The sequence below is a fragment of the Psychrobacillus soli genome, assembly GCF_006861775.1.
In the GTDB taxonomy this organism is placed as follows: Bacteria; Bacillota; Bacilli; order Bacillales_A; family Planococcaceae; genus Psychrobacillus; species Psychrobacillus soli.
Genome location: NZ_VDGG01000011.1, coordinates 24,643 through 50,827, shown reverse-complemented (window position 1 = coordinate 50,827; position 26,185 = coordinate 24,643). Strand labels below are relative to the sequence as shown.

31 protein-coding genes are annotated in these 26,185 nt (G+C 37.5%); 16 read left to right on the top strand and 15 right to left on the bottom strand.

Annotated elements, in window-relative coordinates; translation table 11 throughout:
• Window positions 1-52 precede the first annotated feature (52 nt).
• A complete protein-coding gene (locus FG383_RS06735; RefSeq protein WP_142606240.1) occupies window positions 53-469 on the top strand; it encodes a GerW family sporulation protein in 417 nt (138 codons plus the stop codon).
• A 4-nt stretch (window positions 470-473) separates the two neighbouring features.
• Here the strand turns inward: FG383_RS06735 and FG383_RS06730 are convergent, their stop codons facing one another.
• The 3 genes from FG383_RS06730 to FG383_RS06720 form a co-directional block, all read right to left on the bottom strand.
• Entirely contained in the window at window positions 474-947 is a 474-nt protein-coding gene (locus tag FG383_RS06730; protein WP_142606238.1) for a VanZ family protein, read from the bottom strand.
• A 114-nt stretch (window positions 948-1,061) separates the two neighbouring features.
• Window positions 1,062-1,925 (bottom strand): AraC family transcriptional regulator, encoded by an 864-nt coding sequence (locus FG383_RS06725; protein ID WP_142606236.1) that lies wholly within the window; start codon window positions 1,923-1,925, stop codon window positions 1,062-1,064.
• A 79-nt stretch (window positions 1,926-2,004) separates the two neighbouring features.
• Window positions 2,005-2,394 carry an NUDIX hydrolase gene (locus FG383_RS06720; RefSeq protein WP_142606234.1) on the bottom strand — a complete coding sequence of 130 codons (390 nt, stop codon included), beginning with the start codon at window positions 2,392-2,394 and terminating at the stop codon, window positions 2,005-2,007.
• A 160-nt stretch (window positions 2,395-2,554) separates the two neighbouring features.
• On the opposite strand from FG383_RS06720, the gene FG383_RS06715 reads away from it, so the two are divergent.
• The 6 genes from FG383_RS06715 to FG383_RS06690 all read left to right on the top strand — a co-directional run bounded on the left by FG383_RS06715 (window position 2,555) and on the right by FG383_RS06690 (window position 6,181).
• Window positions 2,555-3,211: a metallophosphoesterase family protein gene (locus tag FG383_RS06715; RefSeq protein WP_142606232.1), complete on the top strand. Its 657-nt coding sequence runs from the start codon at window positions 2,555-2,557 to the stop codon at window positions 3,209-3,211.
• Between the two features lie 14 nt (window positions 3,212-3,225).
• Window positions 3,226-3,678 carry an SRPBCC family protein gene (locus FG383_RS06710; protein ID WP_142606230.1) on the top strand — a complete coding sequence of 151 codons (453 nt, stop codon included), beginning with the start codon at window positions 3,226-3,228 and terminating at the stop codon, window positions 3,676-3,678.
• A gap of 33 nt (window positions 3,679-3,711) precedes the next feature.
• Window positions 3,712-4,149 carry a GNAT family N-acetyltransferase gene (locus FG383_RS06705; RefSeq protein ID WP_142606228.1) on the top strand — a complete coding sequence of 146 codons (438 nt, stop codon included), beginning with the start codon at window positions 3,712-3,714 and terminating at the stop codon, window positions 4,147-4,149.
• Window positions 4,150-4,299: 150 nt separating this feature from the next.
• Complete coding sequence (locus FG383_RS06700) at window positions 4,300-4,812, top strand: DUF2179 domain-containing protein (protein WP_142606226.1); 513 nt, start codon at window positions 4,300-4,302, stop codon at window positions 4,810-4,812.
• A gap of 164 nt (window positions 4,813-4,976) precedes the next feature.
• On the top strand, window positions 4,977-5,381 hold the full coding sequence (locus FG383_RS06695) for a DUF1801 domain-containing protein (protein ID WP_142606319.1): 405 nt from the start codon (window positions 4,977-4,979) through the stop codon (window positions 5,379-5,381).
• Window positions 5,382-5,461: 80 nt separating this feature from the next.
• Window positions 5,462-6,181, top strand: a complete 720-nt coding sequence (locus FG383_RS06690; RefSeq protein ID WP_142606224.1) for a YebC/PmpR family DNA-binding transcriptional regulator — start codon at window positions 5,462-5,464, stop codon at window positions 6,179-6,181.
• A gap of 43 nt (window positions 6,182-6,224) precedes the next feature.
• Here FG383_RS06690 and FG383_RS06685 read toward each other — a convergent pair whose 3' ends face one another.
• From FG383_RS06685 to FG383_RS06670, 4 genes are all read right to left on the bottom strand, one after another.
• The gene (locus tag FG383_RS06685; RefSeq protein ID WP_142606222.1) at window positions 6,225-6,647 is read right to left on the bottom strand and encodes a DUF4395 domain-containing protein; all 423 of its coding nucleotides are present in this window, start codon (window positions 6,645-6,647) and stop codon (window positions 6,225-6,227) included.
• 165 nt (window positions 6,648-6,812) lie between these two features.
• Window positions 6,813-8,468, bottom strand: coding sequence for a ribosomal protection-like ABC-F family protein (abc-f, locus tag FG383_RS06680; protein ID WP_142606220.1), 1,656 nt, complete (start codon window positions 8,466-8,468; stop codon window positions 6,813-6,815).
• A gap of 302 nt (window positions 8,469-8,770) precedes the next feature.
• The gene (locus FG383_RS06675) at window positions 8,771-9,472 is read right to left on the bottom strand and encodes a hypothetical protein (RefSeq protein WP_142606218.1); all 702 of its coding nucleotides are present in this window, start codon (window positions 9,470-9,472) and stop codon (window positions 8,771-8,773) included.
• A 2-nt stretch (window positions 9,473-9,474) separates the two neighbouring features.
• Window positions 9,475-10,287: an ATP-binding cassette domain-containing protein gene (locus tag FG383_RS06670; RefSeq protein ID WP_185907867.1), complete on the bottom strand. Its 813-nt coding sequence runs from the start codon at window positions 10,285-10,287 to the stop codon at window positions 9,475-9,477.
• Window positions 10,288-10,505: 218 nt separating this feature from the next.
• On the opposite strand from FG383_RS06670, the gene dapD reads away from it, so the two are divergent.
• Window positions 10,506-11,219 carry a 2,3,4,5-tetrahydropyridine-2,6-dicarboxylate N-acetyltransferase gene (gene dapD / locus FG383_RS06665; protein ID WP_142606214.1) on the top strand — a complete coding sequence of 238 codons (714 nt, stop codon included), beginning with the start codon at window positions 10,506-10,508 and terminating at the stop codon, window positions 11,217-11,219.
• Window positions 11,220-11,229: 10 nt separating this feature from the next.
• Window positions 11,230-12,357 (top strand): N-acetyldiaminopimelate deacetylase, encoded by a 1,128-nt coding sequence (locus FG383_RS06660; RefSeq protein WP_142606212.1) that lies wholly within the window; start codon window positions 11,230-11,232, stop codon window positions 12,355-12,357.
• A 140-nt stretch (window positions 12,358-12,497) separates the two neighbouring features.
• Here the strand turns inward: FG383_RS06660 and asnB are convergent, their stop codons facing one another.
• The 3 genes from asnB to FG383_RS06645 form a co-directional block, all read right to left on the bottom strand.
• Window positions 12,498-14,342: an asparagine synthase (glutamine-hydrolyzing) gene (gene asnB / locus FG383_RS06655; protein WP_142606210.1), complete on the bottom strand. Its 1,845-nt coding sequence runs from the start codon at window positions 14,340-14,342 to the stop codon at window positions 12,498-12,500.
• Window positions 14,343-14,575: 233 nt separating this feature from the next.
• Window positions 14,576-15,814 carry an ABC transporter permease gene (locus FG383_RS06650; RefSeq protein WP_142606208.1) on the bottom strand — a complete coding sequence of 413 codons (1,239 nt, stop codon included), beginning with the start codon at window positions 15,812-15,814 and terminating at the stop codon, window positions 14,576-14,578.
• Window positions 15,807-16,706: an ABC transporter ATP-binding protein gene (locus FG383_RS06645; protein WP_142606206.1), complete on the bottom strand. Its 900-nt coding sequence runs from the start codon at window positions 16,704-16,706 to the stop codon at window positions 15,807-15,809. Before FG383_RS06645 ends, FG383_RS06650 begins: the two co-directional genes overlap by 8 nt.
• A 137-nt stretch (window positions 16,707-16,843) precedes the next feature.
• Here FG383_RS06645 and FG383_RS06640 point away from each other — a divergent pair, with 137 nt between their 5' ends.
• Window positions 16,844-18,271 (top strand): stalk domain-containing protein, encoded by a 1,428-nt coding sequence (locus FG383_RS06640; protein WP_142606204.1) that lies wholly within the window; start codon window positions 16,844-16,846, stop codon window positions 18,269-18,271.
• A 168-nt stretch (window positions 18,272-18,439) separates the two neighbouring features.
• Here FG383_RS06640 and FG383_RS06635 read toward each other — a convergent pair whose 3' ends face one another.
• Both FG383_RS06635 and aroD read right to left on the bottom strand, forming a co-directional pair.
• Window positions 18,440-19,354 carry a DNA-3-methyladenine glycosylase family protein gene (locus tag FG383_RS06635; protein ID WP_342782130.1) on the bottom strand — a complete coding sequence of 305 codons (915 nt, stop codon included), beginning with the start codon at window positions 19,352-19,354 and terminating at the stop codon, window positions 18,440-18,442.
• A 57-nt stretch (window positions 19,355-19,411) separates the two neighbouring features.
• Window positions 19,412-20,164 carry a type I 3-dehydroquinate dehydratase gene (gene aroD, locus FG383_RS06630; RefSeq protein WP_142606202.1) on the bottom strand — a complete coding sequence of 251 codons (753 nt, stop codon included), beginning with the start codon at window positions 20,162-20,164 and terminating at the stop codon, window positions 19,412-19,414.
• A gap of 69 nt (window positions 20,165-20,233) precedes the next feature.
• Here aroD and FG383_RS06625 point away from each other — a divergent pair, with 69 nt between their 5' ends.
• Both FG383_RS06625 and FG383_RS21250 read left to right on the top strand, forming a co-directional pair.
• Window positions 20,234-21,079, top strand: a complete 846-nt coding sequence (locus FG383_RS06625; RefSeq protein WP_142606200.1) for a GNAT family N-acetyltransferase — start codon at window positions 20,234-20,236, stop codon at window positions 21,077-21,079.
• Window positions 21,080-21,397: 318 nt separating this feature from the next.
• On the top strand, window positions 21,398-21,679 hold the full coding sequence (locus FG383_RS21250; protein ID WP_342782133.1) for a DUF2935 domain-containing protein: 282 nt from the start codon (window positions 21,398-21,400) through the stop codon (window positions 21,677-21,679).
• A gap of 115 nt (window positions 21,680-21,794) precedes the next feature.
• Here the strand turns inward: FG383_RS21250 and FG383_RS06615 are convergent, their stop codons facing one another.
• Together FG383_RS06615 and FG383_RS06610 are read right to left on the bottom strand one after the other, a co-directional pair.
• Window positions 21,795-22,826, bottom strand: a complete 1,032-nt coding sequence (locus FG383_RS06615) for a DUF4097 family beta strand repeat-containing protein (protein WP_142606198.1) — start codon at window positions 22,824-22,826, stop codon at window positions 21,795-21,797.
• On the bottom strand, window positions 22,819-23,142 hold the full coding sequence (locus FG383_RS06610) for a PadR family transcriptional regulator (protein ID WP_142606196.1): 324 nt from the start codon (window positions 23,140-23,142) through the stop codon (window positions 22,819-22,821). The genes FG383_RS06615 and FG383_RS06610 overlap by 8 nt, the downstream gene beginning before the upstream one ends.
• 138 nt (window positions 23,143-23,280) lie before the next feature.
• Here FG383_RS06610 and FG383_RS06605 point away from each other — a divergent pair, with 138 nt between their 5' ends.
• Together FG383_RS06605 and FG383_RS06600 are read left to right on the top strand one after the other, a co-directional pair.
• Window positions 23,281-23,610, top strand: a complete 330-nt coding sequence (locus FG383_RS06605) for an MGMT family protein (RefSeq protein ID WP_142606194.1) — start codon at window positions 23,281-23,283, stop codon at window positions 23,608-23,610.
• Between the two features lie 21 nt (window positions 23,611-23,631).
• Window positions 23,632-24,039: an NUDIX hydrolase gene (locus FG383_RS06600; protein ID WP_142606192.1), complete on the top strand. Its 408-nt coding sequence runs from the start codon at window positions 23,632-23,634 to the stop codon at window positions 24,037-24,039.
• 14 nt (window positions 24,040-24,053) lie between these two features.
• Here the strand turns inward: FG383_RS06600 and FG383_RS06595 are convergent, their stop codons facing one another.
• Window positions 24,054-24,812: a MerR family transcriptional regulator gene (locus FG383_RS06595; RefSeq protein ID WP_142606190.1), complete on the bottom strand. Its 759-nt coding sequence runs from the start codon at window positions 24,810-24,812 to the stop codon at window positions 24,054-24,056.
• Window positions 24,813-25,051: 239 nt separating this feature from the next.
• Here FG383_RS06595 and FG383_RS06590 point away from each other — a divergent pair, with 239 nt between their 5' ends.
• Complete coding sequence (locus FG383_RS06590) at window positions 25,052-25,639, top strand: histidine phosphatase family protein (RefSeq protein WP_142606188.1); 588 nt, start codon at window positions 25,052-25,054, stop codon at window positions 25,637-25,639.
• The gene (locus FG383_RS06585) at window positions 25,639-26,133 is read left to right on the top strand and encodes a cupin domain-containing protein (protein WP_142606186.1); all 495 of its coding nucleotides are present in this window, start codon (window positions 25,639-25,641) and stop codon (window positions 26,131-26,133) included. Before FG383_RS06590 ends, FG383_RS06585 begins: the two co-directional genes overlap by 1 nt.
• Window positions 26,134-26,185: the final 52 nt, after the last annotated feature.

Genomic DNA, 26,185 nt, shown 5'->3' with positions numbered 1-26,185 from the left:
TTTACTTTAAAAGTGTCGAAGTAGTTAATACATATGAGGAGGTAGAAAATTTATGGAATCAGACAAGTTTGTTGCTAGATCAGAAGATAAACACGCCATTTATCATTCTCCTATTCGGTCTATATTCGAAAAATTTTCCCGTGCCAAGGATGCTTCATTGGTTTATGGAGAACCGATTGAATTAGAAGATAAAAAAGTACTTCCAGTTGCCAAAGTTAATTATTATGTTGGTGGAGGAGGGGGATATTCCAACGTGGATGAAAAAGAATCTGCTGCCCAAGGTGAAGGTGGGGGAGGATATTTTTCAGTTAAACCAGTTGGGGTATTCGAAATCACGTCTGAAAAAGTGAAGTTTAAGCCAATTATTAATGCTTATTCCATTCTAACAATTATAAGTATTGTTACGCTCGGGCTTGGGTTTTTATTTCAAAAAATAATAAAGCTAAATACTATCAAGAAAATCCGCTAAAGGACTATAACTTAGCGGATTTTCTTCGTTTTATCCTTCTTAAGAAAGTTAATAATAGAAGTGCAGTCATTGCACCAGCAGTATCAAGTAACACATCTTGAGCAGAAGCTGTGCGACCACTTGTAAATGATTGATGTAGTTCATCCGCGACTGCAAAGAGCATCGTGAGGATAATGGCTGTAAGTATACGATATTTGAATTTAGGCAAAGCAGCGTATATAGCGAGTGCTATTATTCCAAAATAAAAGAAATGCGTACCTTTTCGAATCAAAAATTCCAAAAATGGATAATATCCACGTTCTTCAACGGAAACTAGAATGCCCCAGTACGGAATTTGAAAATGGGAAAGGATGGATTCCAGCGGTCTATTCGGTAACCACTTTTCGAGCACTGGTACAAGCGATTGCTGTTCAGCTGTTTGTCCAGACGAAATAAAAACAATGATAAGTAAAAAAAGCAAAGGAATGATTTTTTTCATAACAAAACAGTAACATAAAACAGGAACTTTTCATATTTCTGTACAGTTAAGCTATAAAGATTATAGAAAATAAAAACCCGAGGAGTAACTAAAAATCGCTCTTCGGGTTTCCTTTTACTTAATTGGAATCCAAATCTCCGAATAATAATCAGCATTGTTTGGATTTTCATTGGAATACACTTCTAACTCAGGAGTTCCAGCTGGGACATATGGATTAGAAGGAAACCATTCGGAATAAATTTGTTTCCATGTATCTTGCATTGCATGTGGCATCGGGCCGTGTACTTCAAAAATAACCCATTTCGAAGTAGGAATCTCCAAAGTCGATAAATTTCCCGGAACATCTCCAACACGCGCAGAAGCAATCCAATAGTCCATTAAACCGCTATCTTTCTGGCTTTCATCTACAACACAAACGCCTAGTACCCCTTCAATTTTCCCGTTGTTTAATTGGAAAAGCAGATCATCCGTGCCATTTGTGTTCACTTCATCCCAAAATAACGGGATGCCTTGCAGATTTTCACCTGTTTTACAGTTATATGTTTTTTTCACTCCAACCACTTGGAAACTTTCTTTCTCAACAATTTTATAGTTCATTGGTTCGGCTCCTTTCAAACTTACCTGGATTACTAAACGGTTATAAGACTGTAGTTTACCTAGTTTCTTTCTAGCAGCACTAGGCGTCATATCATGTTGCTTGCGAAATGCCTTTGTAAAAGCTTCGGGAGTGTCATAGCCATACTTGTAGGAAAGGTCGATTATTTTTATATCGCTATTTATTAATTCCTGCGCTGCTAATGTTAATCTTCTGCGCCGTATATAATCGGCAATTGACATGTCGGTTAGGATGGCAAATGTTCGTTGGAAATGAAACACTGACGAATTTGCTACTTTTGCAATTTGTTCCATCGTCAACTCATTCAGTAAGTTTGCTTCTATATAATTAATTGCTTTTTGAATCGATTCGACCCAGCCCATGACGCACACTCCTTGTATTTATCATAATTAATACTTACTAGTTAATCCTGTCATTATGTGCGCACTGTGGACTGTTTTTTTATTTTGCTAAAAGAAGCTCTACAATCACTTTAGGGCGAACGTCAAGTGAAGGCAGATCATCGATGTTAACCCATATTGGTTCATAAATTCCACGCTGTACAGAAGTGTGCGAGTATTCTTCTCCGGTGCCTGTTCCAAATTTCCCACCAATAATATCAGCTAGAAAAAAATGCTGAGTGCCATTATATTGTAATATTTTCAGTGTCCGTTGAATACGAACATGTACCCCTAGTTCTTCGTGCGTTTCTCGGATAGCGGCTTGCTCTGGTGTCTCGCCATCTTCAATACCTCCACCTGGAAATACATAGTAAGTTGTATGTGGCTTCGTTCGTTTGATTAACGCAATCCGCCCATTTTCAATAATGACAGTCGCTCCTCGGTTTCTCAATCGTATTCACCTTCCTTTCGCGTAGACTAGTAGACAGAACATTCTTGCGCATATTATGCTTATTATATAACAACTTCCAAAATGAAAGCTCTTTCCAGTAATAAAATAGTTAGCCAACATCATGCGTATAGTATAAAAAAGACGATGAGGAGAAATGTAATTGAACTTATTTGTCATTGGGGATGTCCATGGCTGTTATGAAACATTTTTGAAAATGATCGAACATTGGGATAGAGAAACGGAAATATTGATTCAGCTTGGTGATTTAATAGACCGAGGTACCAAATCACCAGAAGTGATAAAACTGGCAAGAAAACTGAAGGAACAATACGCAGATCAAGCAGTCTTTTTAAAGGGTAACCATGAATATGAAATGATCGAACATATGACACACCCGCCAAACAATAATTGGTTAAAACAAGGTGGAGCTGAAACGTTGCACCAATATTTTATGACCGACCAAGACATAGAAGATGATGTGAAGTGGCTTCGAAGAATGCCGTTATTTTGGGGGAACGATCGCGTTTTTATCAGTCATGCAGGTATTTCGGAACTAGCGAATAACCCATTCAATGAAACAAGTGAAAATGGTATTTTATGGAATAGAGGTCCTTTGAAAAACATACAAAAACTTCAAATTATCGGCCATACACCGTCTGATTCTCCAATATATAATGCAGAAAGCAACTCTTGGAATATCGATACAGCTGCCGTATTTGGCAATCAGTTAACTGGAGTGAAGCTAAAACAAACTGGTGAAATAATCGAGTGGATAAACATCCAAACCGATAAGAATGATATGAAAGAAAAAAAGTAAAAGGGGACGGGGGAATGCCTAAAATAATACACGAAACATATATCGAAGCTCCAATAGGAAAATGTTTTGACCTTGCCCGAAACGTGGAAATACATACAGTAACAACAAAAAATACAAACGAAAAAGCAGTGGCTGGTGTAACAACAGGATTATTGCAACTAGGGGATAGTGTTACGTGGGAAGCAACCCATTTTGGTGTGAAGCAGCGATTAAACGCAAAGATTATAAATATGAATGCACCTCGTACGTTTACCGATGTGATGATTCGAGGAGCTTTTCATTCTTTTACACATACGCATGAATTTATTGACTATAACGTAGGAACAGTTATGAAGGATACATTTGCGTATAAAGCTCCTCTTGGAATAATAGGAAAAATAGCAGACATATTGTTTTTAGAAAAATATATGAAGAACTTTATAATTTCTAGAGCTAGCGAATTAAAGAAAATAGCGGAAACGAAATAGGTAGTCATCATCTTTAATAAGGAGCACGAATAGATGGAATATATATATTATCAGGAGATACCAAAGACGGATGTGCTTATTGGCATTATGGAGCTACATAAGCATGTTTTTGAGGGAGCTGAGCTAAGGTTAGAAGAGCTAACTCAGAAGAAGAATCTCCTCATTTTTGTGGCAATAGACAGTGATCGGGTTGTGGGTTTCAAAATTGGATATGAGTTTAATGATCATATGTTTTATAGCTGGCTAGGCGGGGTACATTCTGATTATCGTGGAAAAGGAATTGCATCTGAACTCATGCGTCGGCAACACGAGAAAGTAAAATCTCTTGGCTATCCAAAAGTCCGAACTATTTCTCGAAATAAAAGACGAGAAATGCTACTACTAAATATTAAATTTGGTTTCGATGTAATCGAAACTTTTCATAGTGAAAAAGGGTCGCATAAAATTGTATTAGAGAAAGTACTTTCATAACAAAGGGGGCATTCTGGGTAAATCAGAGAGCCCCTGTTTTATTTAACAAAAGCAGAGAAGAGTTTTAATACCATTTATAAAGAAATACTGTATAATGATTTGAATACTAGACGAAAGCCACGGTATTACGTAAGAAAGGTGGAAGTAAATATGGATTCTATCATATTGCTTATTATTGTTATTAATGTTGTGTATATGACATTAACTACTTTACGTTTGATTTTAGTTATTAAAGGTTACAGAGTAGTGGCGTCATTCTTGTCTATGGCGGAAGTGTTTGTCTATTTAATGGGATTAACGATGGTTCTTGATAATCTGGACGAACCGTTAAATATTGTCGCTTATTGTATTGGATGGGGTCTTGGCGTATATTGTGGAAGTATCATTGAAAATCGATTAGCACTAGGCTACGTTGTATTTGATGTGATCGTCGACTCATTAGAAATTGAAATTCCGATTCAAGTTCGGGCGAAAGGCTACGGTGTTACCTCGTGGGTAGCGGACGGAAAAGATGGAAAACGCCTTTGTATGAAAGTACTAGCAAAACGAAAAAACGAATTAAAACTGAGAGATTATATTTTATCTTTATCGCCTAAAGCGTTTATCATTTCATATGAACCAACTAGATTTAACGGTGGTTTCCTAATCAGACCATCAAGATAGAAAAAGGACGAGCTATTTTTCGAGGAATCGAGAAAGGCTCGTTTTAATCATACAATAATTTAATTAGAAGTAATTCGTCAAAAATAACAATTGCCTGTAAAATGAATATTATATTTCATTCATAGTTTAAGGGGGATGTTAACTTGGCAAAGTACGAACCAAAGATGAAAGAAACCGATAACAGTGTCATTGAGTTTATTGAAAATGTAGAAAGTCCAAAAAAGAGAGAAGATGCTTATAAATTGCTGGAAATTTTCAGTGAAGCATCTGGCTATGAGGCGAAAATGTGGGGACCAAGTATTATTGGTTTTGGGACGTATCATTATAAATACGCGACAGGTCATGAAGGAGATGCACCGCTAGTAGGATTCTCCCCGCGTAAGGCGAAAATTAGTTTGTATATCGCTACTGGTGATGCGGAATGTGATGCCATATTGGAAAGGTTCGGCAAGCATACTTCTGGAAAAGCCTGTGTGTATATTAATAAAGTTGCGGATATTGATGTGGAAGTGTTAAAAGAATTAATAAATAGATGCATAACATTAACACAAGCAACATATGGAAGTTAATGTATTTATTTTTGCTAACGGCTAAGTAATTAATGTATAATACTAAAAGTAAAAAATGAATCGAAAGTGAGTGGGAATTCATGGGTCGTAAGTGGAATAATATTAAAGAAAAGAAAGCTTCCAAAGACGCGAATACTAGTCGTATTTATGCTAAATTTGGTCGTGAAATATATGTAGCAGCTAGACAAGGTGAGCCAGATCCTACTTCTAACCAAGCATTAAAAGTAGTATTAGAGCGTGCAAAAACATACAGTGTGCCAAAGCATATTATTGATAAAGCAATTGAAAAAGCAAAAGGTGGATCAGAAGAAAGTTATGACGAGCTTCGTTATGAAGGCTTCGGTCCAAGCGGTTCTATGGTAATTGTCGATGCATTGACAAATAACGTAAATCGTACAGCATCCGATGTGCGTGCTGCATTCGGTAAAAATGGCGGTAACATGGGTGTGAGTGGCTCGGTTGCGTATATGTTCGATGCCACTGCAGTTATTGGTGTAGAAGGAAAAACAGCGGATGAAGTTCTAGAACTATTGATGGAAGCCGACGTAGACGCTCGTGATATTTTAGAAGAAGATGATTCAGTGATCGTTTATGCGGAACCGGATCAATTCCATGCTGTACAAGAAGCGTTAAGAGCTGCTGGTGTGGAAGAATTCACAGTAGCAGAGCTAACAATGCTTGCACAAAACGACATTTCATTAGAAGCAGACGCACAAGCACAGTTCGAAAAAATGATCGATGCAATTGAAGATTTAGAAGACGTTCAACAAGTCTACCATAACGTAGACTTAGGAGAATAATAGAGAGACAGCCTTTCCAATTTTTCTGGAAAGGCTGTTTTCATTAGCGCATCGCTGAATTTTTTCGACGATAATTCCATTGCTGATATTGGAAACGCATAAAGCAACCAATACAAAATCCAAAAATTGCGATGAGTGCAGCTAAACCAACCATGATTGTAGCTACATTAAATAATATAGACCAATTTAATACAAAACTGATACTTGCAACGAATAAGAAGCCGACCGCTAGCCACTGGTTAAATCTTAGCTGGGCGTAATCTTCTTGAATATATGCATTTGCGGGTTTAAGTAAGAATCGTTTTACTATAACTAATATCGGGTGAAAACCAGTTAATAAGCTGGAAAGATTTGCGACAAGTGGAACGAATAAAATCCATGCTGATTGGGTAATAAGCGCAACGATTACAGACAAAACAATCGTCCATTGATTAGCCATGACTAGAGGTTTTGGAATTGTGTTCACATTAAAACCTACTTTTCTTATTGGATTTAATTTCATTATATAATGAACAGCTCATAAAGTAAACGAATGAATTTGGCTCGTTCCATATTTCCCGGGAAATTGACAAAAACCGATGTTTTGTTACAGGTATGTTACTGGTGCCTGGCACCAGTAACATACCTGTAATTATTTTTTCTTTAGTTCGTTGATTTGTTTGGTTAATGCTATAAAGTGTTGGTCTAGTTCGTTGTATTTGGAGTCTTTTTTCTGTAAGTAGCTTAGTTCTCCTAACACTGCTTGTCGCTCGGTATCTAGTTTTAATAGCTCTTTTTCCCGAGCGGATTCATTCGTTTTATGCATCCATTCGTTGTAGCCCAATTCTACTTTTCGAATCGTTTTATTTTCAAAGACGAGCAGTTTATTTGTTAGCTTTTCTAAAAAATAACGGTCGTGTGTGACTAATAAAATTGTTCCCGGATATGTCGACAAGGTTTTCTCCAGTTGTTCTCGGGAAGGAAGGTCCAAATGATTTGTTGGTTCATCTAATAGTAAAACGTCTTTTTGGTCTAATATGAATTCCATTAGCTTTAACTTTACTCGTTCTCCCATACTCATTGTGCGAATCGGACGGGACCAGTGATCTTTCGAAAATCCTAAATTCATCATGAGGGTTTGAATTTGACCTCGTGTTTCGAAATCAGTGGGTCCAAAAAACTCAAACGGTGTTTTTTCTTCTGGTAAATCAAATACAGTTTGACGTAAATAGCCAATATTCATCGCTTCCGACTTCCAAAGTTCACCTCGGACGCTTTCTTCCCCTAATAACATGCGGAAAAATGTCGATTTTCCACTCCCATTAGAACCTAAAATGCCAATACGTTCTTGAGACTGGATGGTAAAAGTGGCGTTTTGGAACAGCAGTTGGTCTCCAAATGTTTTACTCAATCGTTTGGCTTCTATTACTCGCTTTCCTTTTTTCTTATTTCCTTCAATCGAGAAGGTCACTTCTTTTTCTACTTCTGGTTCATCTATTGTGTTTTTAGAGAGCTCGAGTTCTAATCGTTTCTTTTTAGAGCGTATTTGGACATCCATTTTCTTTGCTTTCACTCGGTAATATTCTTTATTGAACTCATGTTTAGTTGAATCTGCATGTGCTTTAGCTGACCAGTTTTTTAGTGCTGCCATTTGTTTTTCTACTTGTTTGATCTTCGTTTGTTGTGCATCATATAGTCTTTGTTGTGAAAGTCTAGATTCTTCTTTCTTTTGTCGATAAGATGTATAGTTACCCGCGTAAACTGTTAACTTTTTATTTTCCACTTCCCAAATCCAACTAGCTACCTCATCTAAGAAAAAACGATCATGGGATACTAAAATAATTGTTCCGGGATAGGCTAATATCTGTTCTTTTAAGAAAGATAAGCTATCTTGGTCTAAATGATTCGTCGGTTCATCCAATAGAAGAAGCTGCGCTTTTTTTGCAAATACTCGGGAAAGACGTCTCTTCATTTTTTCTCCGCCACTTAAGTCGGCATACTTTCTATACCCGGGGACAGACCATTTACTAAAATATGCCCGTTCATCATCCGCAAAATCATTGTTCTTAAAATGCTCATCCTCTTGTTTAAAATAGCTGATAGTCGGTGCTGTTCCAAACCAGTCCATATATCCACTGGTAGGGAGAGTTTCGTTTGCTAGCACAGAAAGAAGGGAGGACTTTCCTTCTCCATTTCCTCCAACTATGCCAATAACAGCACCTGTTGGAATGTCAGCTATTATATTTTCCAATATTACTTTATCTCCAAATGTGATACTTATTTTTATTAATTTACCGTGTAATGTCATACAATCCGCTCCTTTTTGGAGGAATAAAAAAATCCCTCCGAATATGAATCGGAAGGATTGCTTGCCATAAAATAAATACGCAAAAAAACCACTACAAATTAGTGTATTGTAGAGAATCATTCGTATTTGATAGAAAAATGGGCAGACTAATCCTATTTCCGATTTTGTAGTGTTTATTTTGTTACTGCGAAAACATGTCGCAGAAAAAACCTCTACTTAAGAAATAAGATTAAATATCCATTGTCCACCCATCATCCTCTCAAAAATAGTTGTATTCATTATATCATATTCTAACTTCACTCTTAACTTTCTTCTTTTAAAAATAATTTCAATAATACGGAGAAGGCAATAATGGAGTATAAGAGTGCAAACGAAGAAATAATGCAAAATTCTTTCCCAAAATGTTTTACATCGTCCGGTTCAAAAAAGTTAATAACATTTACAACTGGAGGAAATATTATAAATACCCACTTTAATAAGGATAGCTGTTCCACTATACCATCGTAAGAAAGCGTAATGGCAATAATAAGGACTGCTGAAAGCCATGTGTACCTCTTCGGGATAAATGAAGTGATGGATGAAAAAGAACCAACTAAAATACCGAATATGGCCAATAAAAGATGTATTAAAATAGAAAGTCCCAAATGAATTGGTTGAACTGCTTCTTTAAAACTATCCAACAGTATAGGGTAGCTGATTGCAAATAACATTAATACAATGGCAATAAGCATACTAATAATCCATTTGCCTAGTAAATATCTAATTTTCCCCACTTGAACAAATAACATATTTTTTTCGGCTTCCTCTTCCATTGAACATAAGTTCATCGATATCCATGTTGTTACTAGATATAAAACAATGCTTGAAACGGCGTAACTACTTAATATTTCCACACCGCTATAATGATATAAGACAACTATCCATACTAGGAAGGTTGCTGCTGGTGGGATTATTTTGAATGAGCGTATATAGCTTTTAAATTGGTATGTTATTAATCCGTGCACATTTATATCCTTTCCCTGACCTCAAGTACAGAACAATTTCTATTCAAAAGCTCCTTTAACAGGAAATCACTTTTATCTATGGGTACGGTTATGAAAGCTAGGTCCTCTTCCATATGAATTTCTTTTAATTCAAGTTCAGCCAAAAAGGCTTTGTTAGGAAATCTTACTTTAATAACTCGATATGAGCTTTTAGTTTCGGTATGAACTAATACACGTCCATCTTTTACGTATAATATTTGGTTTGCAATGTTGTCTACTAACAAATTTTCATGAGTAGTAAAGATGATTGTCATTTTTGTTTTTAGCTTTTCTAAAATAGCCAATAAGTTTTGTTGTGAGTTCGTATCTAAACCTGTCAAAGGTTCATCTAATAATAGAATATCTGGTTTGAATAGAATTGCTTGAAGGATACCTACTTTTTGTTTTGTTCCTTTAGAACATTTTTTTAGAGGAGTGTTTATAAAGGGCTCTATTCCAAACAAACTAATATATTCGGATAGCTCTGTTTCCATATCCGTTTCAGATATCCCGTGAAAGGATGCGACTGATACTAAATATTCTTTCAGTTTAAATCGAAGGTTTTCTGGAAAATGCTCGGGGACATATCCAATCCTATTTGTATTTCTTATCAACTTTCCGCTAGTTGGTTCATAAATCCCTGCAAGTAGCTTCAATAAGGTGCTTTTGCCGGAGCCATTTGATCCACGTATAGCAGTTGATGCATGCTCTTCAATCTTAAAGGAGACATGTTCTAAAATTATACTCGCATCAATTTCTTTCTTTAAATTGGAAGCTTCTAAAATAACTTTTCCCACTACAACCACAACCCATTTTTCCATTATTCTATCATATATCAGTATATTTAGTTAATTAAAGGGAGTTTTTATTACAAGAGTGTTACTGGTGCCAGGCACCAGTAACACTCTTGTAATGTATTTTTCTTCAATTAAATATCAAAAAATGTATTTTAATTCGTGATTTTTCATGAAAATTCCTGTACAATTATCACATGTTTTTAAGGGAGGTATGGAGAATGAAGCAATTGGATGCATATGAAATCATTTCGTATATTCAACATGCAAAAAAATCGACACAAGTAAAGGTGTATGTAAAAGGAAAAGATATCCACAAACTATCTTTTGGGGAAAATACGAAAGTATTTGGGGAAGGTAATTCACTTGTTTTGTTTGGTGAATGGGCGGAGATTGAAGTAGCGCTTACTGAACATGCAAATCAAATAGAAGATGTAATGATAGAAAATGATAGTAGAAATTCTGCTATCCCACTTTTAGATTTAAAAGGCATCAATGCACGTATTGAGCCGGGTGCCATAATTCGTGATCAAGTAAGTATAGGGGATAATGCAATTATAATGCTAGGTGCGGTTATTAATATAGGTGCCGTAATTGGGGAAGGTTCCATGATCGATATGGGCGCCATTCTTGGTGGTCGTGCGACGGTCGGGAAGAATTGTCATATTGGGGCAGGAGCGGTACTTGCAGGTGTAATTGAACCACCTTCTGCAACACCGGTTATCATAGAGGATGACGTATTAATCGGCGCAAATGCAGTTGTGTTAGAGGGCTGTAGAGTTGGTGAAGGTGCTGTCGTTGCCGCAGGAGCGGTTGTTACGAAGGATGTTCCACCGTATTCAGTAGTTGCTGGAACGCCTGCAAGAGTAATAAAAGAAATAGATGATCAAACACGTTCTAAAACGGAAATTATGCAAGAACTACGTCAATTGTAAGAGGTGTCGTATGAAATCCTTAATTGAAATTCGACGCGATTTGCACCGCATTCCGGAGCTTGGTTTTCAAGAAATAAAAACGCAAAGCTATTTATTGGAACAAATTCACGCCCTTTCACAAGACAGATTAACGATCATTCAGTGGAAAACAGGCATTGTTGTAAAAGTTACAGGGACCGAGGGAAAAAAGACAATCGGCTGGCGGACAGATATCGATGGATTGCCAATAACGGAGGCGACAGATCTACCGTTTCAATCGGAGCATGAGGAAAAGATGCACGCATGTGGACATGATGTGCATATGACAGTGGCATTAGGTTTGCTCGAGAAACTCGTGCATAAGCCAATAAATGATCATGTAGTTATTATTTTTCAACCAGCCGAAGAAGGACCAGGTGGCGCTTTGCCCATGAGAGAGTGGATGAAAAAAGAACATCCGGAGCTAGTTCCAGATCAAATATATGCATTTCATATCGCGCCTGAATATCCAGTAGGGACAGTTGCCACTCGTCCAGGTTTGTTATTTGCAAACACATCCGAATTATTTATTGATTTAGTAGGAAAGGAAGGGCATGCAGCTTACCCACACCAAGCAAAAGATATGTCCATTGCCGCAGCTACGCTGTTATTACAACTTCAAACGATTGTGAGTAGATCTGTTAATCCAATGGCTCCTGCAGTTTTAACAATCGGGAAAATGTCTTCAGGTACTGTTCAGAACATTATTTCTGGTCAGGCTAGGTTAGAAGGAACAATCCGAACGATGGACGCAGCGACGATGACCAGTATAAAAGGAAAAATAGAATCTTTTTGTCGTGCAACAGAAATTGCGTTTGACTGTGATGTACGGATCGATTACGGTTCATCTTATTATCAAGTAAAAAACGATGAGACGTTAGCAAAAGAATTCCTATCATTTGCTGAGCAAGATGAGTCAACTACTGCAATCGCTTGTGATGCTGCAATGACAGGAGAAGATTTTGGGTACTTTCTACAAGAAATTCCAGGAGTGTTGTTTTGGGCAGGGGTAGATTCTTCGTTTGGATTGCATCATGCAAAACTGAATCCGGATGAAGCTGTCATTGATTATCTTGTCCCGTTTATAGAATCATATTTTCGAGTACTTTCTAATAAATAAAAAAGGAGTTGCCTCATAATAAAGGCAGCTCCTTCTTTTTGGGGAAAATAATCCTGCAAGAGAATAATTCACCGTGAATGCGACAAATCAAAAATAAAACCCACAATCTAGTCAGACTTTCTCGGCTCCTATTTTTCCTATCAATCCACAAGTTGTACGTTATTATCTTTAAACCAAATATGCATTTGCCCTAAATAAGCTAACAGTTGAGGTCCAGACATTAATTGACCAAACCAAGGTACTTGAAAAGCATCCCCATTGGATTCGATTAAATCGGAAAGACGTTTCGCTTGGAAAAGCTCATGGAGGATTGAACTTTTATCCTGGAGTTGCTCTTTTAACATGCTTCCGACAAGCTCGGCATAAACAGGATTATGTGTTTTCGGATAAGGACTTTTTTTCCGGTATAGCACGTCATATGGGAGCTCCTCTTGAAATGCTTTTCTTAAAATTCCTTTTTCTTGATTGCCAACCATTTTGAAATCCCACGGAATATTCCATGCGTACTCCACTAAGCGATGATCCGCGAATGGCACCCTTACTTCTAAACTAGCACCCATGCTCATACGGTCTTTTCGATCCAATAAGGTCGTCATAAACCAAGTCATATTTAAATAGAATAATTCGCGTCGCTTTGACTCAATAGAAGATTCTCCATCTAAAAGGGGAGTTTCAGCAATCGTTGCATCGTGTGCGTGTTGAACATATTCATGTATAGCAAGCTTTTTCTTCCAGCTATCGTTTAGTAAAGAGTATCTTTCATTTGTAGAGCGAATCCAAGGAAACCCTTTTTCCGCATGTGCAACTTGATGGAACCAAGGATACCCTCCGAAAATTTCATCGGCACATTCCCCGGACAATCCTACTGTAAAGTCTTGTTTTATTCTTTCGCAAAACCAAAGTAATGAAGAGTCGATATCTGCCATCCCAGGCAGATCACGCACATGCATAGCTTCTCTTAAGTATTCCGCTAATTCCTTCTGACTGATAACAGCATGATTGTGCATTGTATTCAAGTTACTGGAAACTTTTCGAATCCACGGCTGATCGTCTGATGGTTGAAAGGTGTTTCCTTTGAAGTGTTTTTCATTGTTTTCATAGTCAATGGAGTATGTGTGGAGTGTTCCTTTTGCATCACGGGTGAAAGCCTTAGAAGCAATTGCTGTAATGATGCTTGAATCTAGACCGCCAGAAAGAAATGTGCAAAGAGGTACATCTGATACAAGTTGTCGCTCCACAGCGTCCGTAACTAAATATCGAACTTTCTCCGCAGTTTCATCCAAAGAATCGGTATGTTTGGTACTTTGTACATTCCAGTATCGCCAAATACGAAGTCCATTTTTAGAAAAAGTAAGCGCATGTGCAGGACGCAATTCATGGATTCCTTCATAAACTCCAGATCCAGGAGTGCGAGATGGACCTAATCCAATTATTTCAGCTAATCCTTCTCGGTTTATTTTGGGAGGGATATCGGGATGTGCAAGAAGTGCTTTAAGTTCAGAAGCAAAAAGAAAGCCTCCAGTTTTTTCTGTGTAAAAAAGTGGTTTAACTCCAAGTCGATCCCTTGCGATAAAAAGCTTTTGTTCTTGCTCATCCCAAATAGCAAAAGCGAAAATCCCATTGAAATGATCTATGCAATTTTCTTTCCATTCGATATAAGAGGTCAGCAACACTTCCGTATCAGAATGCCCCGAAAACGAATGTCCTCGTTTCAATAATTCCTTCCGGAGGTCTTCCGTATTATACAATTCTCCGTTATAAGAAAGCGTATATTGGTTAGATTGATACGTTTTCACCATCGGTTGCTTCCCGCCAACAGGATCGACCACCGTTAGTCGGCGATGACCTAGCAACGTATGAGTTGCACTCCAAATATTATGATCATCAGGTCCTCGTTTACTAAGCGTTCGCGTCATTTTTTCCACAATTGGTTTCTCATTTTGTAAATCCTTCTTAAAGTGAATCCAACCTGTTATTCCACACATATATCCGCATCCTTTCTTTCATGAACTATTTTATGCAAGAAACTACCAAATTTGTGCCTACGGATTATTTAAGCACAAAAAAATATTACAAGCTTGTTACTGGTGCCAGGCACCAGTAACAAGCTTGTAATAAACACAAAAAAATAAAACAATCGTGAAAGTTTAAACTTTCACGATTGTTTTATTAAACATGAATGTATTAGTGCCAGGCACCGGATCAAAGCCAAGTGTACTTAAGTTGTCACTTTAAGTACGGTTTTAATTTTTTGGATAATGCCGCCGGAGCTATACGTTAATACGCTTCGTTTATAGAAAGATAGACTTAATAGGAACATCAGTATTACTGTACCGATTAAAACGAGCATTGCTACGATTGGTTCAACCGAAGCAATATCTGTCGCTCCAATTCGAAGGGGCATGACCATTCCAGAGGTGAATGGAATGTATGAGAAAACTTTGATAAGCATCGTATCAGGACTAGCCATTCCCGAGATTAACACGTAAAATCCAATAATCCCAACCATCATCGCAGGCATCATTGCTTGACCTGATTCTTCCACTTTGGAAACAAGGGAACCGAGGAGTGCTCCTAAGATTAAGTATAAAATAATCGTTAACAAAAGAAACGAAACGGCATATCCAATGTAACTAAAGGATAACTCATTTGCAATGTCCACGACCATATCCCATTTGGAACCACCGTCGATAAACATAAATAACAAACCTTGGATAACTAAAAGTGCTCCAATTTGCGTTAAAGCAAGTAAAAATGTCCCTGTTAGTTTTGCCATAAAGTGAGTAGATGGTTTAACACTCGCAAGCAATACTTCTAAAACGCGCGAACCTTTTTCAGATGCAACATCTGTTGTAATCATCGATAAAAATGTCATAACGAATGAATAGATGAGGAAACCTACTAAGAAGGAGGCTCCAATACCAGCAGCTTTTTCATCTTCACTTTTTCCTGATGCTGATTCGACATTTAAATTTTTCGTAGAAATAATTGTTTCTGATTGAAGAATTTTTTCTGCTTGCTGCGCAGTCAAATTCAATTGTTGCACTTCATATATTTTACTTGCGTATTGCAACGTAGAAGAAATGCTTAATTGGTCATTAAAGGTAAGTGGTTCGAACGTTGCGATTTCTGCAGCCAATGAATTGTCTTGGTCTCGAATGAAAACAGCTGCCGCATAATCACCATCGATGACCTGTTTCTCTACTTCCGTTATTGTTTCTGTTGGAAACGAAAAATCTATATCACTTGTCGATTCAAAAAAACTCTCAATTTCTGCATCCGTCTCATTCAAAACAGCAATTTGCAAAGGTTCATCTTGGAAAAAAGCTTCTTTAATATCCGACCAGAACATTACACCGCTAATGACAGCAACATAAAGAACGATTGAAAAAATAAAAGATTTGGCTTTCACTTTTTGTGTGTACAACTGCTTCACAAGCAACCAAAACTTAGACATTCGGTCCACCAACCTTATCTTTGAAGATTTCATCTAACGTCAAATAATCTAAGCTAAATTTTTCGATGTATTTGCCGTCCGATACAAAGTCAAAAATGGATTGTGCAAATGATTCATCTTCTAAAGTGAGAATGTATTGGTCTTTCCCAACTTGAATATCCTTCACGCCATTCAACTTACCTAGCACATCTTGTGGGATATCTGTTCGAATCGTTAATTTGGTTTTCCCATATTGCTTCTTCAAGTCCAATAAATTACCAGAAAACAAAGAGACACCACGTTTCAACAAACATAAATGGTCGCAAAGCTCTTCCACATTATCCATTTGGTGACTGGAGAATAAAATTGTCGTTCCATTATTCTTTAATTCCAAAATAGCATTTTTCAACAAATCCATATTAACTGGATCCAGTCCACTAAACGGCTCATCTAAAATAAGGAACTCAGGTTTATGAATAAAGCTTGCTATTAGCTGCACCTTTTGTTGATTCCCTTTAGATAAAGTTTCCGCTTTTGCTTTTCGTTTTTCTTCAAGTTCAAAGCGATTAATCCAATAATCCACTTCTTTCTTTAATTCTTTTCGATGCTTTCCTCTTAGTTCACCAAAGAAATAAAGTTGGTCCTCTACTGTCATTGAAGGGAAGATGCCTCGCTCTTCCGGTAAATATCCTAAAATGTCTCGATTAATCGAATTGATAGGTGTCCCGTTCCATATGATGGTACCTTCAGTTGTTTCTTGAAGGTCTAAAATCATACGAAATGTCGTCGTTTTCCCGGCACCATTTTGCCCTATCAATCCAAAAATCTCTCCCTTTTCAATCGTAAAGGTCAGGTTATTAACGGCTACAAAGTCTTGGTACCTTTTTGTTACTTGATTAATAGATAACGTCATATGCATACTCCCATCTAGTATTCTATTCTATCTACCATATACGTAATGAGAATAAAGAATGTTTCACTTTTTTGTAACGTTTTCCTTGGTTGGTCGTCAAATCCAATGAAACGAATGGAAAGAAAAGGAGCGAGACGATGAAAAAACTAGGGATATTTGCAGCAGCGATCCTTGTGGCAGGATTTGTTTTTCAACAGCCTATTGCTAACGCGCAAAGTGAGGAAGAAACGACGGTGGAGCAAAAAGACACATCCAACTTTATGCAGTCTTCTGGAGTGATCAAAGAGATTGAAACGAAGGATGACGTAGTGACACTGACAGTGGAAACAGAAGAAAAAGAACCTCAAATTACCATTTTCAAATTGACTGATGAAACTCTTCTATTCAATAGTGGAACGACAAAATCTATAGAAAAAGATGCATTTCAAAAAGGTCAGCGCATAGACGCATACTATGATAAAAACAAGCCAATGATTATGATTTATCCAGCACAAATATCGCCAGAACTAGTAATTGTTCATGACGAAGAAAAGATGGGTTCTGTTAAAGTATCTAAGTTTGACGATGAGTTTTTAAGTTTAGATAATGAACTAAAGCTAAACATTGGAGAAAAAACACTTTTAGTAAATGAAAAAGGCGAGGAACTTGAACAAGCCGACTTAAATGGAAAAGAGCTAGTTGTATTTTATACGGTTTCCACTAGAAGTATTCCTGCACAAACAACACCAAGTAAAATCATAACAATTGGCGATCTTCCGACAGAGGACACAACGAATTTCATGAAATCCTCCGGGAAGATCAAAGAGGTTGCTTCAAAAGATGGGAAAGTAACGCTCACAGTAGAAACGGAAGAAAAAGAACCACAAACGACTATTTTTACTATCAATAACGAAACACTGGCATTTAACAGCGGAACTACAAAAGCAGTTCAAAAGGAATCCTTTCAAAAAGGGCAACGCATAGACGCATACTATGATAAAAACAAGCCAATGATTTTAATTTATCCAGCACAAATTACGCCGGAGTTAGTCATTGTCCATGACGAAGAAAAGATGGGTTCTGTCAAAGTATCTAAGTTTGACGATGAGTTTTTAAGTTTAGATAAAGAACTGAAGCTAAACATTGGAGAAGAAACAATTTTAGTAAATGAAAAAGGCGAGGAACTTGAACAAGCCGATTTAAAGGGAAAAGAGCTAGTTGTATTTTATACAATCACAACAATGAGTATTCCAGCACAAACGCCACCAAGTAAGATAGTGGCAATTAGTAATCTTTCACCAGAAATGACAGAAGTTCAAACTATTATTGAAGAAGATCACTTTGTACAAAATGGAACCAAAATGATTCCACTGGCTAAAGTCGCAGAGCAACTGGACTATGAAGTACTAACTTATTCAAAACGCTTAGGTACTTACTTAAAAAAAGGGAATAGTTCCTTACTTATTACAGTCGGTGATAAAACATACAGCTATAATCGAAGTTTACGACAATTTACAGAAAAACCAGTATTAAAAAACGATAAAACTTATGTATCAGAAGACATTTTAGAAGTGTTAATTCCTTAAATTGTTATTTGACTTCAAATAAATGGATTAGGGCAACCAAGTTGACTGGGAGAGCAACCAATCTAGTCACGTGAGCAACTATTTCGACTATGGAAGCAATCAATTCATTAATAAGCGCAACCAAATCAAAGAAATGCCCCTTTTCTAGTCAAAAGGGGCATTTTTACTTCAATATAAGAATCTCCACAAATAGAAAGTAGCGTAAGCTTCCCAGCCATTCCACGGCTCAGAGAGTTTCAATAGTTCTTCTTTCGTAGGCTTTTGCTGAGAACCTGTCACATGCTTAATCGCATTATGGAGCCCTACATCATCAATCGGGAAGGCAGAAGGGAATCTCAAACAGCGCATTAATACATAATTTGCAGTCCATGGTCCAATTCCACGAATTTTCGTTAGGATTTTTTCTGCTTTTTTCACATCATTTGTTTCTAAAAGCATCTCTTTTGTAAGTAAGCCGATTTCTATTTGGTTGGCCACATCTATTAAGTATTCACATTTTTTGACGGTCATTTTTAATCCTACTAAATCTTCTACTGTTAGCTTGGCAATAACACTTGGTGTTGGAAACACCCAATACTGTTCACCTTCAAACGTAATTGAAGTTCCAAACTTCTCGACAAGACGTCTCTTCAACGTATAGGCGAATGGCAAATTGATTTGTTGTCCAAGAATCCCCCAAGCCATTGCCTCGAACAAATCTGGAATGCCCATAATTCGTAGACCATTAAATGCATCAACAGCTTGTTGAAGCATCGAATCCTTTTTTGATATGTCATAAAAAGGTTGTATATCCGTTTTTATATCGAACCAGTCGGTTATGTATTCCATTACTTGTTCAACTGCTTTTTTAGTTGTTGGTTTTGTATTTCCTAAAAATTCAATTGTTAATGACTGTTCACCTTGTTTACTAATTTCTATAAGTGCTGTACCTTCATCCGTAGCAATTGCTTTTCTCACTTTGTTGTCATGAATCTGGAACATACATTCATTCGTTGATCTTTGTAAGTAACCTAGATTTTGGATAAAGCTAAATTCAGATGGGGTAGGTAAAATGATTTGATTGTCTTCCATTTTCCATATCAACCTCAACAACTCCTTGTTTCTTCCGTATAAACATAAAGAGTTTTGTTATATTGCTTTTTAAGTCGTATGTAAAACGTTTAACATCTTTCTTAGCTCTTCAGCAGGTATTTGCCCAGGAGCAGATGCTTCCACACCAGCTCCAAATGTTGCGGCAGATCCGAAAACTTGTCCTGCTATCCGACTAATTGCTCCGGTAGAAGCCATTGACATTGTAATAATTGGTCGATCTGCGTAAAGGGATTTCATCGTATACGTTGCATCAAGTAGCGTTAGCACGTCTGTTGGAATTTTAGGCATGACTGCTATTTTGGGAATATGCGCACCAAGCTCCTGCATTCTTCGTAATCTCCAAATGATTTCTTCTTTGACAGGTGTTTTTTCGAAATCATGACTGGACATGACTACATAAATGTCATGAGCTTTGGCTGTTTCCACGATCTCGCTAACATTTGGAAAAAAGAGCTCTACATCTATTAAGTCGATTGCTTTTGTTTGGATAATACTCTCAAGAAGCTCCTTATAATAAGCGTCCTCGATTATTTTATTTCCACCTTCCCGGTGACTTCTGAATGTGAACAGCAGGGGGGTAGGGAATAATGCTTCTCTAATGGTGGAAACTGTCTTTTTCACTACCTCTAAATTTTCAATTTCCTCTAGCACATCCGCACGCCATTCCACGATATCTGGAGTTACCTGCTTTATTGTTTTAATTTCTACAAGAAGCTGCTCTATGTTTTTTCCCATAAGTGGAACAATAATTTTCGGAACGCCTTCTCCGATATGAATATCTCGAATAGAAACAATTTTCATAAAATGGACTCCCGTTCAATTGTATTTTACGTTATATTAACATACAAAGAGGAAGTGGAGGGGAATAAAATGAAATTTCAGAGATATGAAAATGCAAAAGACTTTGCACGAATAGCTACACCTTTTTTAGAAAAAAATGAAGATAAGTTTAGTTTGTTTCTTGGTGTCCTGCAGGCGATTAAAGACGGAAAATACGAAAATCCATATATCGCAACAGTCGAAGAAGATGGCGAGTTACTAGCCCTTTTCCAAATGACTCCACCACATCCGCTTAATATCATTTTTGTGGATAAAGAGCGAATGGAAGAATGCATCAACTTAAGTATCCATGAGCTAATCCAGCAATCTATTTCTATTAACTCCATTATTAGTGTAAAAGAATGGGCATATGCATTTGCGCAAAAATGGCAGGAAAAAACGGGGCAAAGCTTCTCTATATTGATGGATCAAGGCTTATACCGATTAGATCAAATAGAAGATGCACTCGAAATGAGCCCAGGTGCGTGGCGTTATGCAACGAAAGAAGATGCACTTCTTATTGAAAAATGGTATAGCTTATTTGAAGAAAATACTGGACTCCCGAAAACAGCACCAGAGGAGATAAAAAATCGAGTGAAAGCAATGCTCGATGCAAATGAAGTATTCTTATGGGAAAACCAAGGACAAACTGTATCCATGATGAAAAAAGCAAGACCAACAGCAAATGGTGTCACCGTTTCGCTCGTATTCACACCAGAAGAGGAGCGAAAAAAAGGATACGCTCGCACGATGGTAGCAGCAGGAAGTAAGGAACTTTTAAAAGAATTTCAATTTTGTGTGCTCTACACAGATATGCTAAATCCAACGTCAAACAAAATTTATCAGGAGATTGGTTATAAAAAATTGATAGACTCTGTACATTTGGGGTTTGAATAACAATAAAAAAGCTATTTAGAACCTTAGGTAAATAACCTGCATAGAATACGATGATGTTACTAACAGGAAAGAGGTGTAGTTTTGCCTTATACAGATAATTATGAGCGAGATACGTTTGGCATAATCGATTTTGGGATACGAAATAATTTTGATCATGGAGATTTTTTGAACGGGAAATAAGTCATCATGAACTAGAGCTTGCTCGTGTAAATCACCAGATGGTTCAGCATATGGGAGGCATATTTCGGCAAGCCGAATCAAAACAAGGGGATATCGTTCATCTACTAAAACGAAGCGAAAAGTTCTACACATGAATTAATCGAAACCGGCGCTTATGTTACCCCTGCAGAAGCAACGATCCATGAAAATTATTTTTGGTTACGACAAATGCTCGATCATCTTATCTTTATAAGCCATTATGTAGATGCATCTAACTACGAGCTTCATGATGAAGTAAGAGTAAAAACAAAGATATTGGAACTAAGTGAACTTATTAAGGCATGTGCTGCTGTTACAACCGCTCCGCCTAACCTGTTAGAGCATATTGCTAGAGAAGCACATCACTTGTGGAGAAACTTGGAAGAGAAAGTAGTATTTTAGTTTAAAAACAGTTGCGAGTAATTGTTACGCAGCTGTTTTCGTTTGTCTTGCTTAGGTAGATTATGTAAAATACGACTCACAATATTAGCCCTTTGCCGAAGCAAAGAGCTATTATTCAGGTTAAACTTTTCTTAGCAACGGTAATTTTCCCGTTATCAGAGGATAGTCGAACAGTATTTGCTCCGTTTCCAAAAATTGTACGGGAATTTTTGTCGCCAAACACATTTACCCTACCGTGGTCCGTTTTCGTATGAATAGAAACGTCTGTCGGCTCATTTTCTGTTTCAACTAAGATGCTGCCATTATCCGTATTTAATTGAATCATACGATCTAAACTCGATGTTAGTAGCGAAATTCTTCCATTATCGGTTTTTCCGATGATATGCCCATTCACATGTTCCATCATGATACGTCCGTTGTCTGTTTCTGAAATGATTTGTTCCGCATCTATATTCCGCAACTCAATTCGACCATTATCCGTTTGAGTGGAAAGCTTGTCGACTTGTACTTTATCCAGTTCGATTCGTCCGTTATCCGTTTCTACCTCCAAAACAGTGGCAGCAAATTCTTTTAGGCCGATGCTGCCATTATCGGAGGTGGCTTTAATCGTTTTACCGAGCATTTTTTCTGCACGAATACGTCCATTGTTGGTTTTCATTGTGATTGACGTATACAGTTTTTTAGGGAGTGCTACATTTACTTTCATCTCTTTAATAAGGAAGATGAAGCTGAAAAACTGGAACTTCTTTGATTTTAATTGAATCGATAAAGTGTCGTTCACGATCTCTGCAGTGAGCTTTAGTTTATCGTTTTCCCCTATTAACTCAATAATCGTTTCATCTGTATCAGAAGGGAACACATTTAGAGAGCCGTAGTCAATATTCATTGAGACATTGGAAAAGCTCGATTGTGGAATTCTAATCACTTTATTTTCAGTCGTCATTTTTTCCTGAATCGGGAACTCTACTAATTCTTGTGCAATTTCTTTCGGAGAACCGAGTGATGCGGCAATATCGCTATCTGATTTTCCATCTTCGCGACCATTTATAAAATACTCTTTTATATCGGAAAGAATATCGTTTCGTTCATCTACTGGGAGCGTAGTTAACGCAAGTTCTAATTCGTTTAAAAATTGTTGTTCAGTCATTTTTTCCACCCTCTTCGATCAGATTATTTACACCATTTGTGAAGCTTTTCCATTCGTTTAGCTGCTCATGTAAGTAAGTCCTGCCGAGTTCCGTCAGCTTATAATATTTACGAGGGGGACCTTCTGTTGATTCTTGTAGATATGTCGTGAAGTATCCTTCCTTAGTTAAGCGTCGTAATAGCGGGTAAACAGAACCTTCCGAAATGGAGATTTGGTCGGATATTTTTTGGACAAGCTCATAGCCATAACGATCCTGCTTATCCAACAAAACAAGCACGCAAAGATTCAGCACACCTTTTTTAAATTGAATATTCAATTCTCGTTCACTCCTTTCACTACTGTTCAATGAATAGTACCATTGAGAACAATATATCACACGGTATTATTCTATGCAAGGTACTGAATAAAATAATCTCTTTCAGTTATAATCAAAGTAATGGAAGGATGAAGATAAATGAACCCTTTTACGGAAAGAGTTATTCAAATAGTAAAAGCAATACCCGCAGGAAAAGTCATGACATATGGACAAATTGCAAAAGAAGCAGGAAGTCCAAGAGGGGCAAGACAGGTCGTCAGAATACTCCACACGATGAGTGCAAAACATAACCTACCATGGCATCGAGTAATAAATATTAAAGGAGAAATCGCCATTCCGGATGAAGAATCCGCCTATTCCCAACGAGCAATGCTAGAAGTAGAAGGCGTACATTTTCGACCAAATGGCCTTGTGGATTTAAAAAAATCAAGATACATACCTGATATTAATGATGTAGATATAATCTAATGAATGAAGTGGGGAATAAAAATGTTCAAATGGCAAGGTGCAGCAGGTGTTTGTATAAATAAAAAGAAGGAAATATTAATGGTTCTTCAAGCAGCCCCAGAAGAGGAAAAGAAATGGACTGTTCCATCGGGGACATTAGAAGACGGAGAAACATTTGAACAATGCTGTGTAAGGGAGTTCTCGGAAGAAACTGGTCTTACAGTTTGTATCCTTGAAAAAGTACATGTTAAAAGTGGCAATATTAGTGAACACGGAATTTCTTATCATGTAGAATACTTTTTAGTAGAAATAGTGAGTGGGGAAATAATGATCCAAGACCCAGATGAATTTATTCATGAAATCGCTTGGAAATCGTTAGAGGAGATTGCAGAGCTTCCTTTAGCTTATCCAGAAGATATCCACATACTGGAGCAACTGTTAAAAGACTAGAAGGGAAGCACCTTCTAGTTTTGTGTGTAAACGTGCACAGCATCTCTTAAAAACACCGCAGCACCAGGCTGTATCTTATCGTAATAAGCGGTAAAACGTTCATCATCTACGTACATTTGTGCAAGGCCAGCGTGAGCTTCTTTCGTATATTTATCCCAGTAATAGCTTAGCCACTGGCGGTGCAAATCTGCTGTTTTTTGTGCGAGCTCTCCTGCTGGATCACCAGTTGCAATTGCTGCTTTCAGACTTAAAGCTAGTTGTTCTTCTAACTTTGTCACTACTTCATACTGTGCTTGTGTCATTCCTTTTACTTTAGCATTCGATTTATTTACAGCATCTTCGCCATATTTTTCTCGAACTTCTTTCCCGTATTTTTGCTCGTTATCATCCACAAGCTTTTGTTTAAAGCCTTCAAATTTCTCTTTGTCCGTCATGATAATCTTCCTTTCTGTTAGTTGAATAGATTTATCCACATTTTCGATTAGTAAATCCAATTGTGCTCTTTTTTCGAGCAGTTTTTCCCGATGTTCTTTTAAAGCAGTTGCCCCGTCGAATTGTTCTGAAGTCATTATTTCTTTAATGCTATCCAAATTCACGCCGAGCTCCCGGTAAAATAGAATTTGCTGCAATCTGTCCACTTCAGCAGAACCATAAATACGATAGCCTGATGAATTGATACGCGCGGGTTTAAGTAATCCGATTTCATCATAATAACGAAGCGTCCGTGTGCTTATCCCGGCGAGTTGACCTAGTTTTTGTACCGTATATTCCACGTCATCACCTCCTCATATCTACAGTCTAAACCTTGACGTTGCGTGAAGGTCAAGAGGGGAAAAAATTTTTTTTTGCAAGAAATGCAATGAAAAATTATTGGGAACTTAGTTTGTTGCCTAAAAAGCATTTTCATAGTAAATTTCATTTAAGAGATCGTCGTGGAAACTGCTGTTAAGTATTTTGCATACGAACCACAGCAGATGGAAGTGGTATGGAATAAAAAAGGGGGATTATTTAAATGACAACAATCGGTTTTATACGGCACGGCGTAACAGCATGGAATAAAGAAGGACGGGCCCAAGGGAGCACGGATGTGCCACTTGATGAAGAAGGTATCCAAATGGCTGAACGTGTTGCTAATAGAATGGAACATGAAGAGTGGGATGTCATTTATACAAGCCCTTTAATCCGTGCAAAAAGAACGGCAGAAATTATTGCAGAAAAACAACCCACACTCGATTTCCTTATAGATAAGCGTTTGGGTGAAATCGGTGGTGGACTGATCGAAGGTACTACGGAAGAAGAACGAGTAGCGAAGTGGGGTACTGAATGGAGGAAGCAGGATATTGGTTTTGAACCGGAGGAAACGATTATTTCTAGGGGGATGTCCTTTATAGAAGATGTGAAAGAAGCATATCCTGGTAAACGAATTTTAGTAGTTAGTCATGGCGGATTTATCGGGCGACTTTTACATGCGCTCATTCCAAATGGGGAATTTGCAAAAGATATAGGCAATACTTCAGTTACCGTAGTGGAGCTTCAGGAAGATGAAAACTTATGTCATCTATTTAACTGTACAAACCATCTGGAAGCGAGGGAAGTCTAATGCATAAAGACGCGAACTATTACATACAGCACTTACATTTAGAGCCTCATCCAGAAGGTGGATATTTTAAAAGCACGCATGCTTCTGAAGAGACGATCGATGCTTTTGACACGACTCGAAAGCAGTACACAAGCATTTACTTTTTGTTAGGGGAAGGCGACGTATCGCATTTCCACAGATTGAAGTCGGATGAATTATGGTATTTCCACGGAGGCAATTCACTCGTAGTACATGTGATTGACGAAGCGGGGAATTACATGGAGCATAAGCTTGGTCTAAATATCGAAAATGGAGAGTCGCCACAAGTACTTGTCCCTCGAAATTCGATTTTTGGCTCATCAGTTGTGGATAATGGAACATTTTCGCTTGTAGGATGTATGGTATCTCCTGGTTTTGATTTTGAAGACTTTGAGCTTTTCACGCAAAGTGAATTGCTAGAAAAATACCCGGAACATGAACAAATTATTCGTAAGATGGCTTACGAGAAATTGTGAAATAATGGCTAAGGGATACAGAAATGCTTATGAAAGCAACTAACCCGCCAGC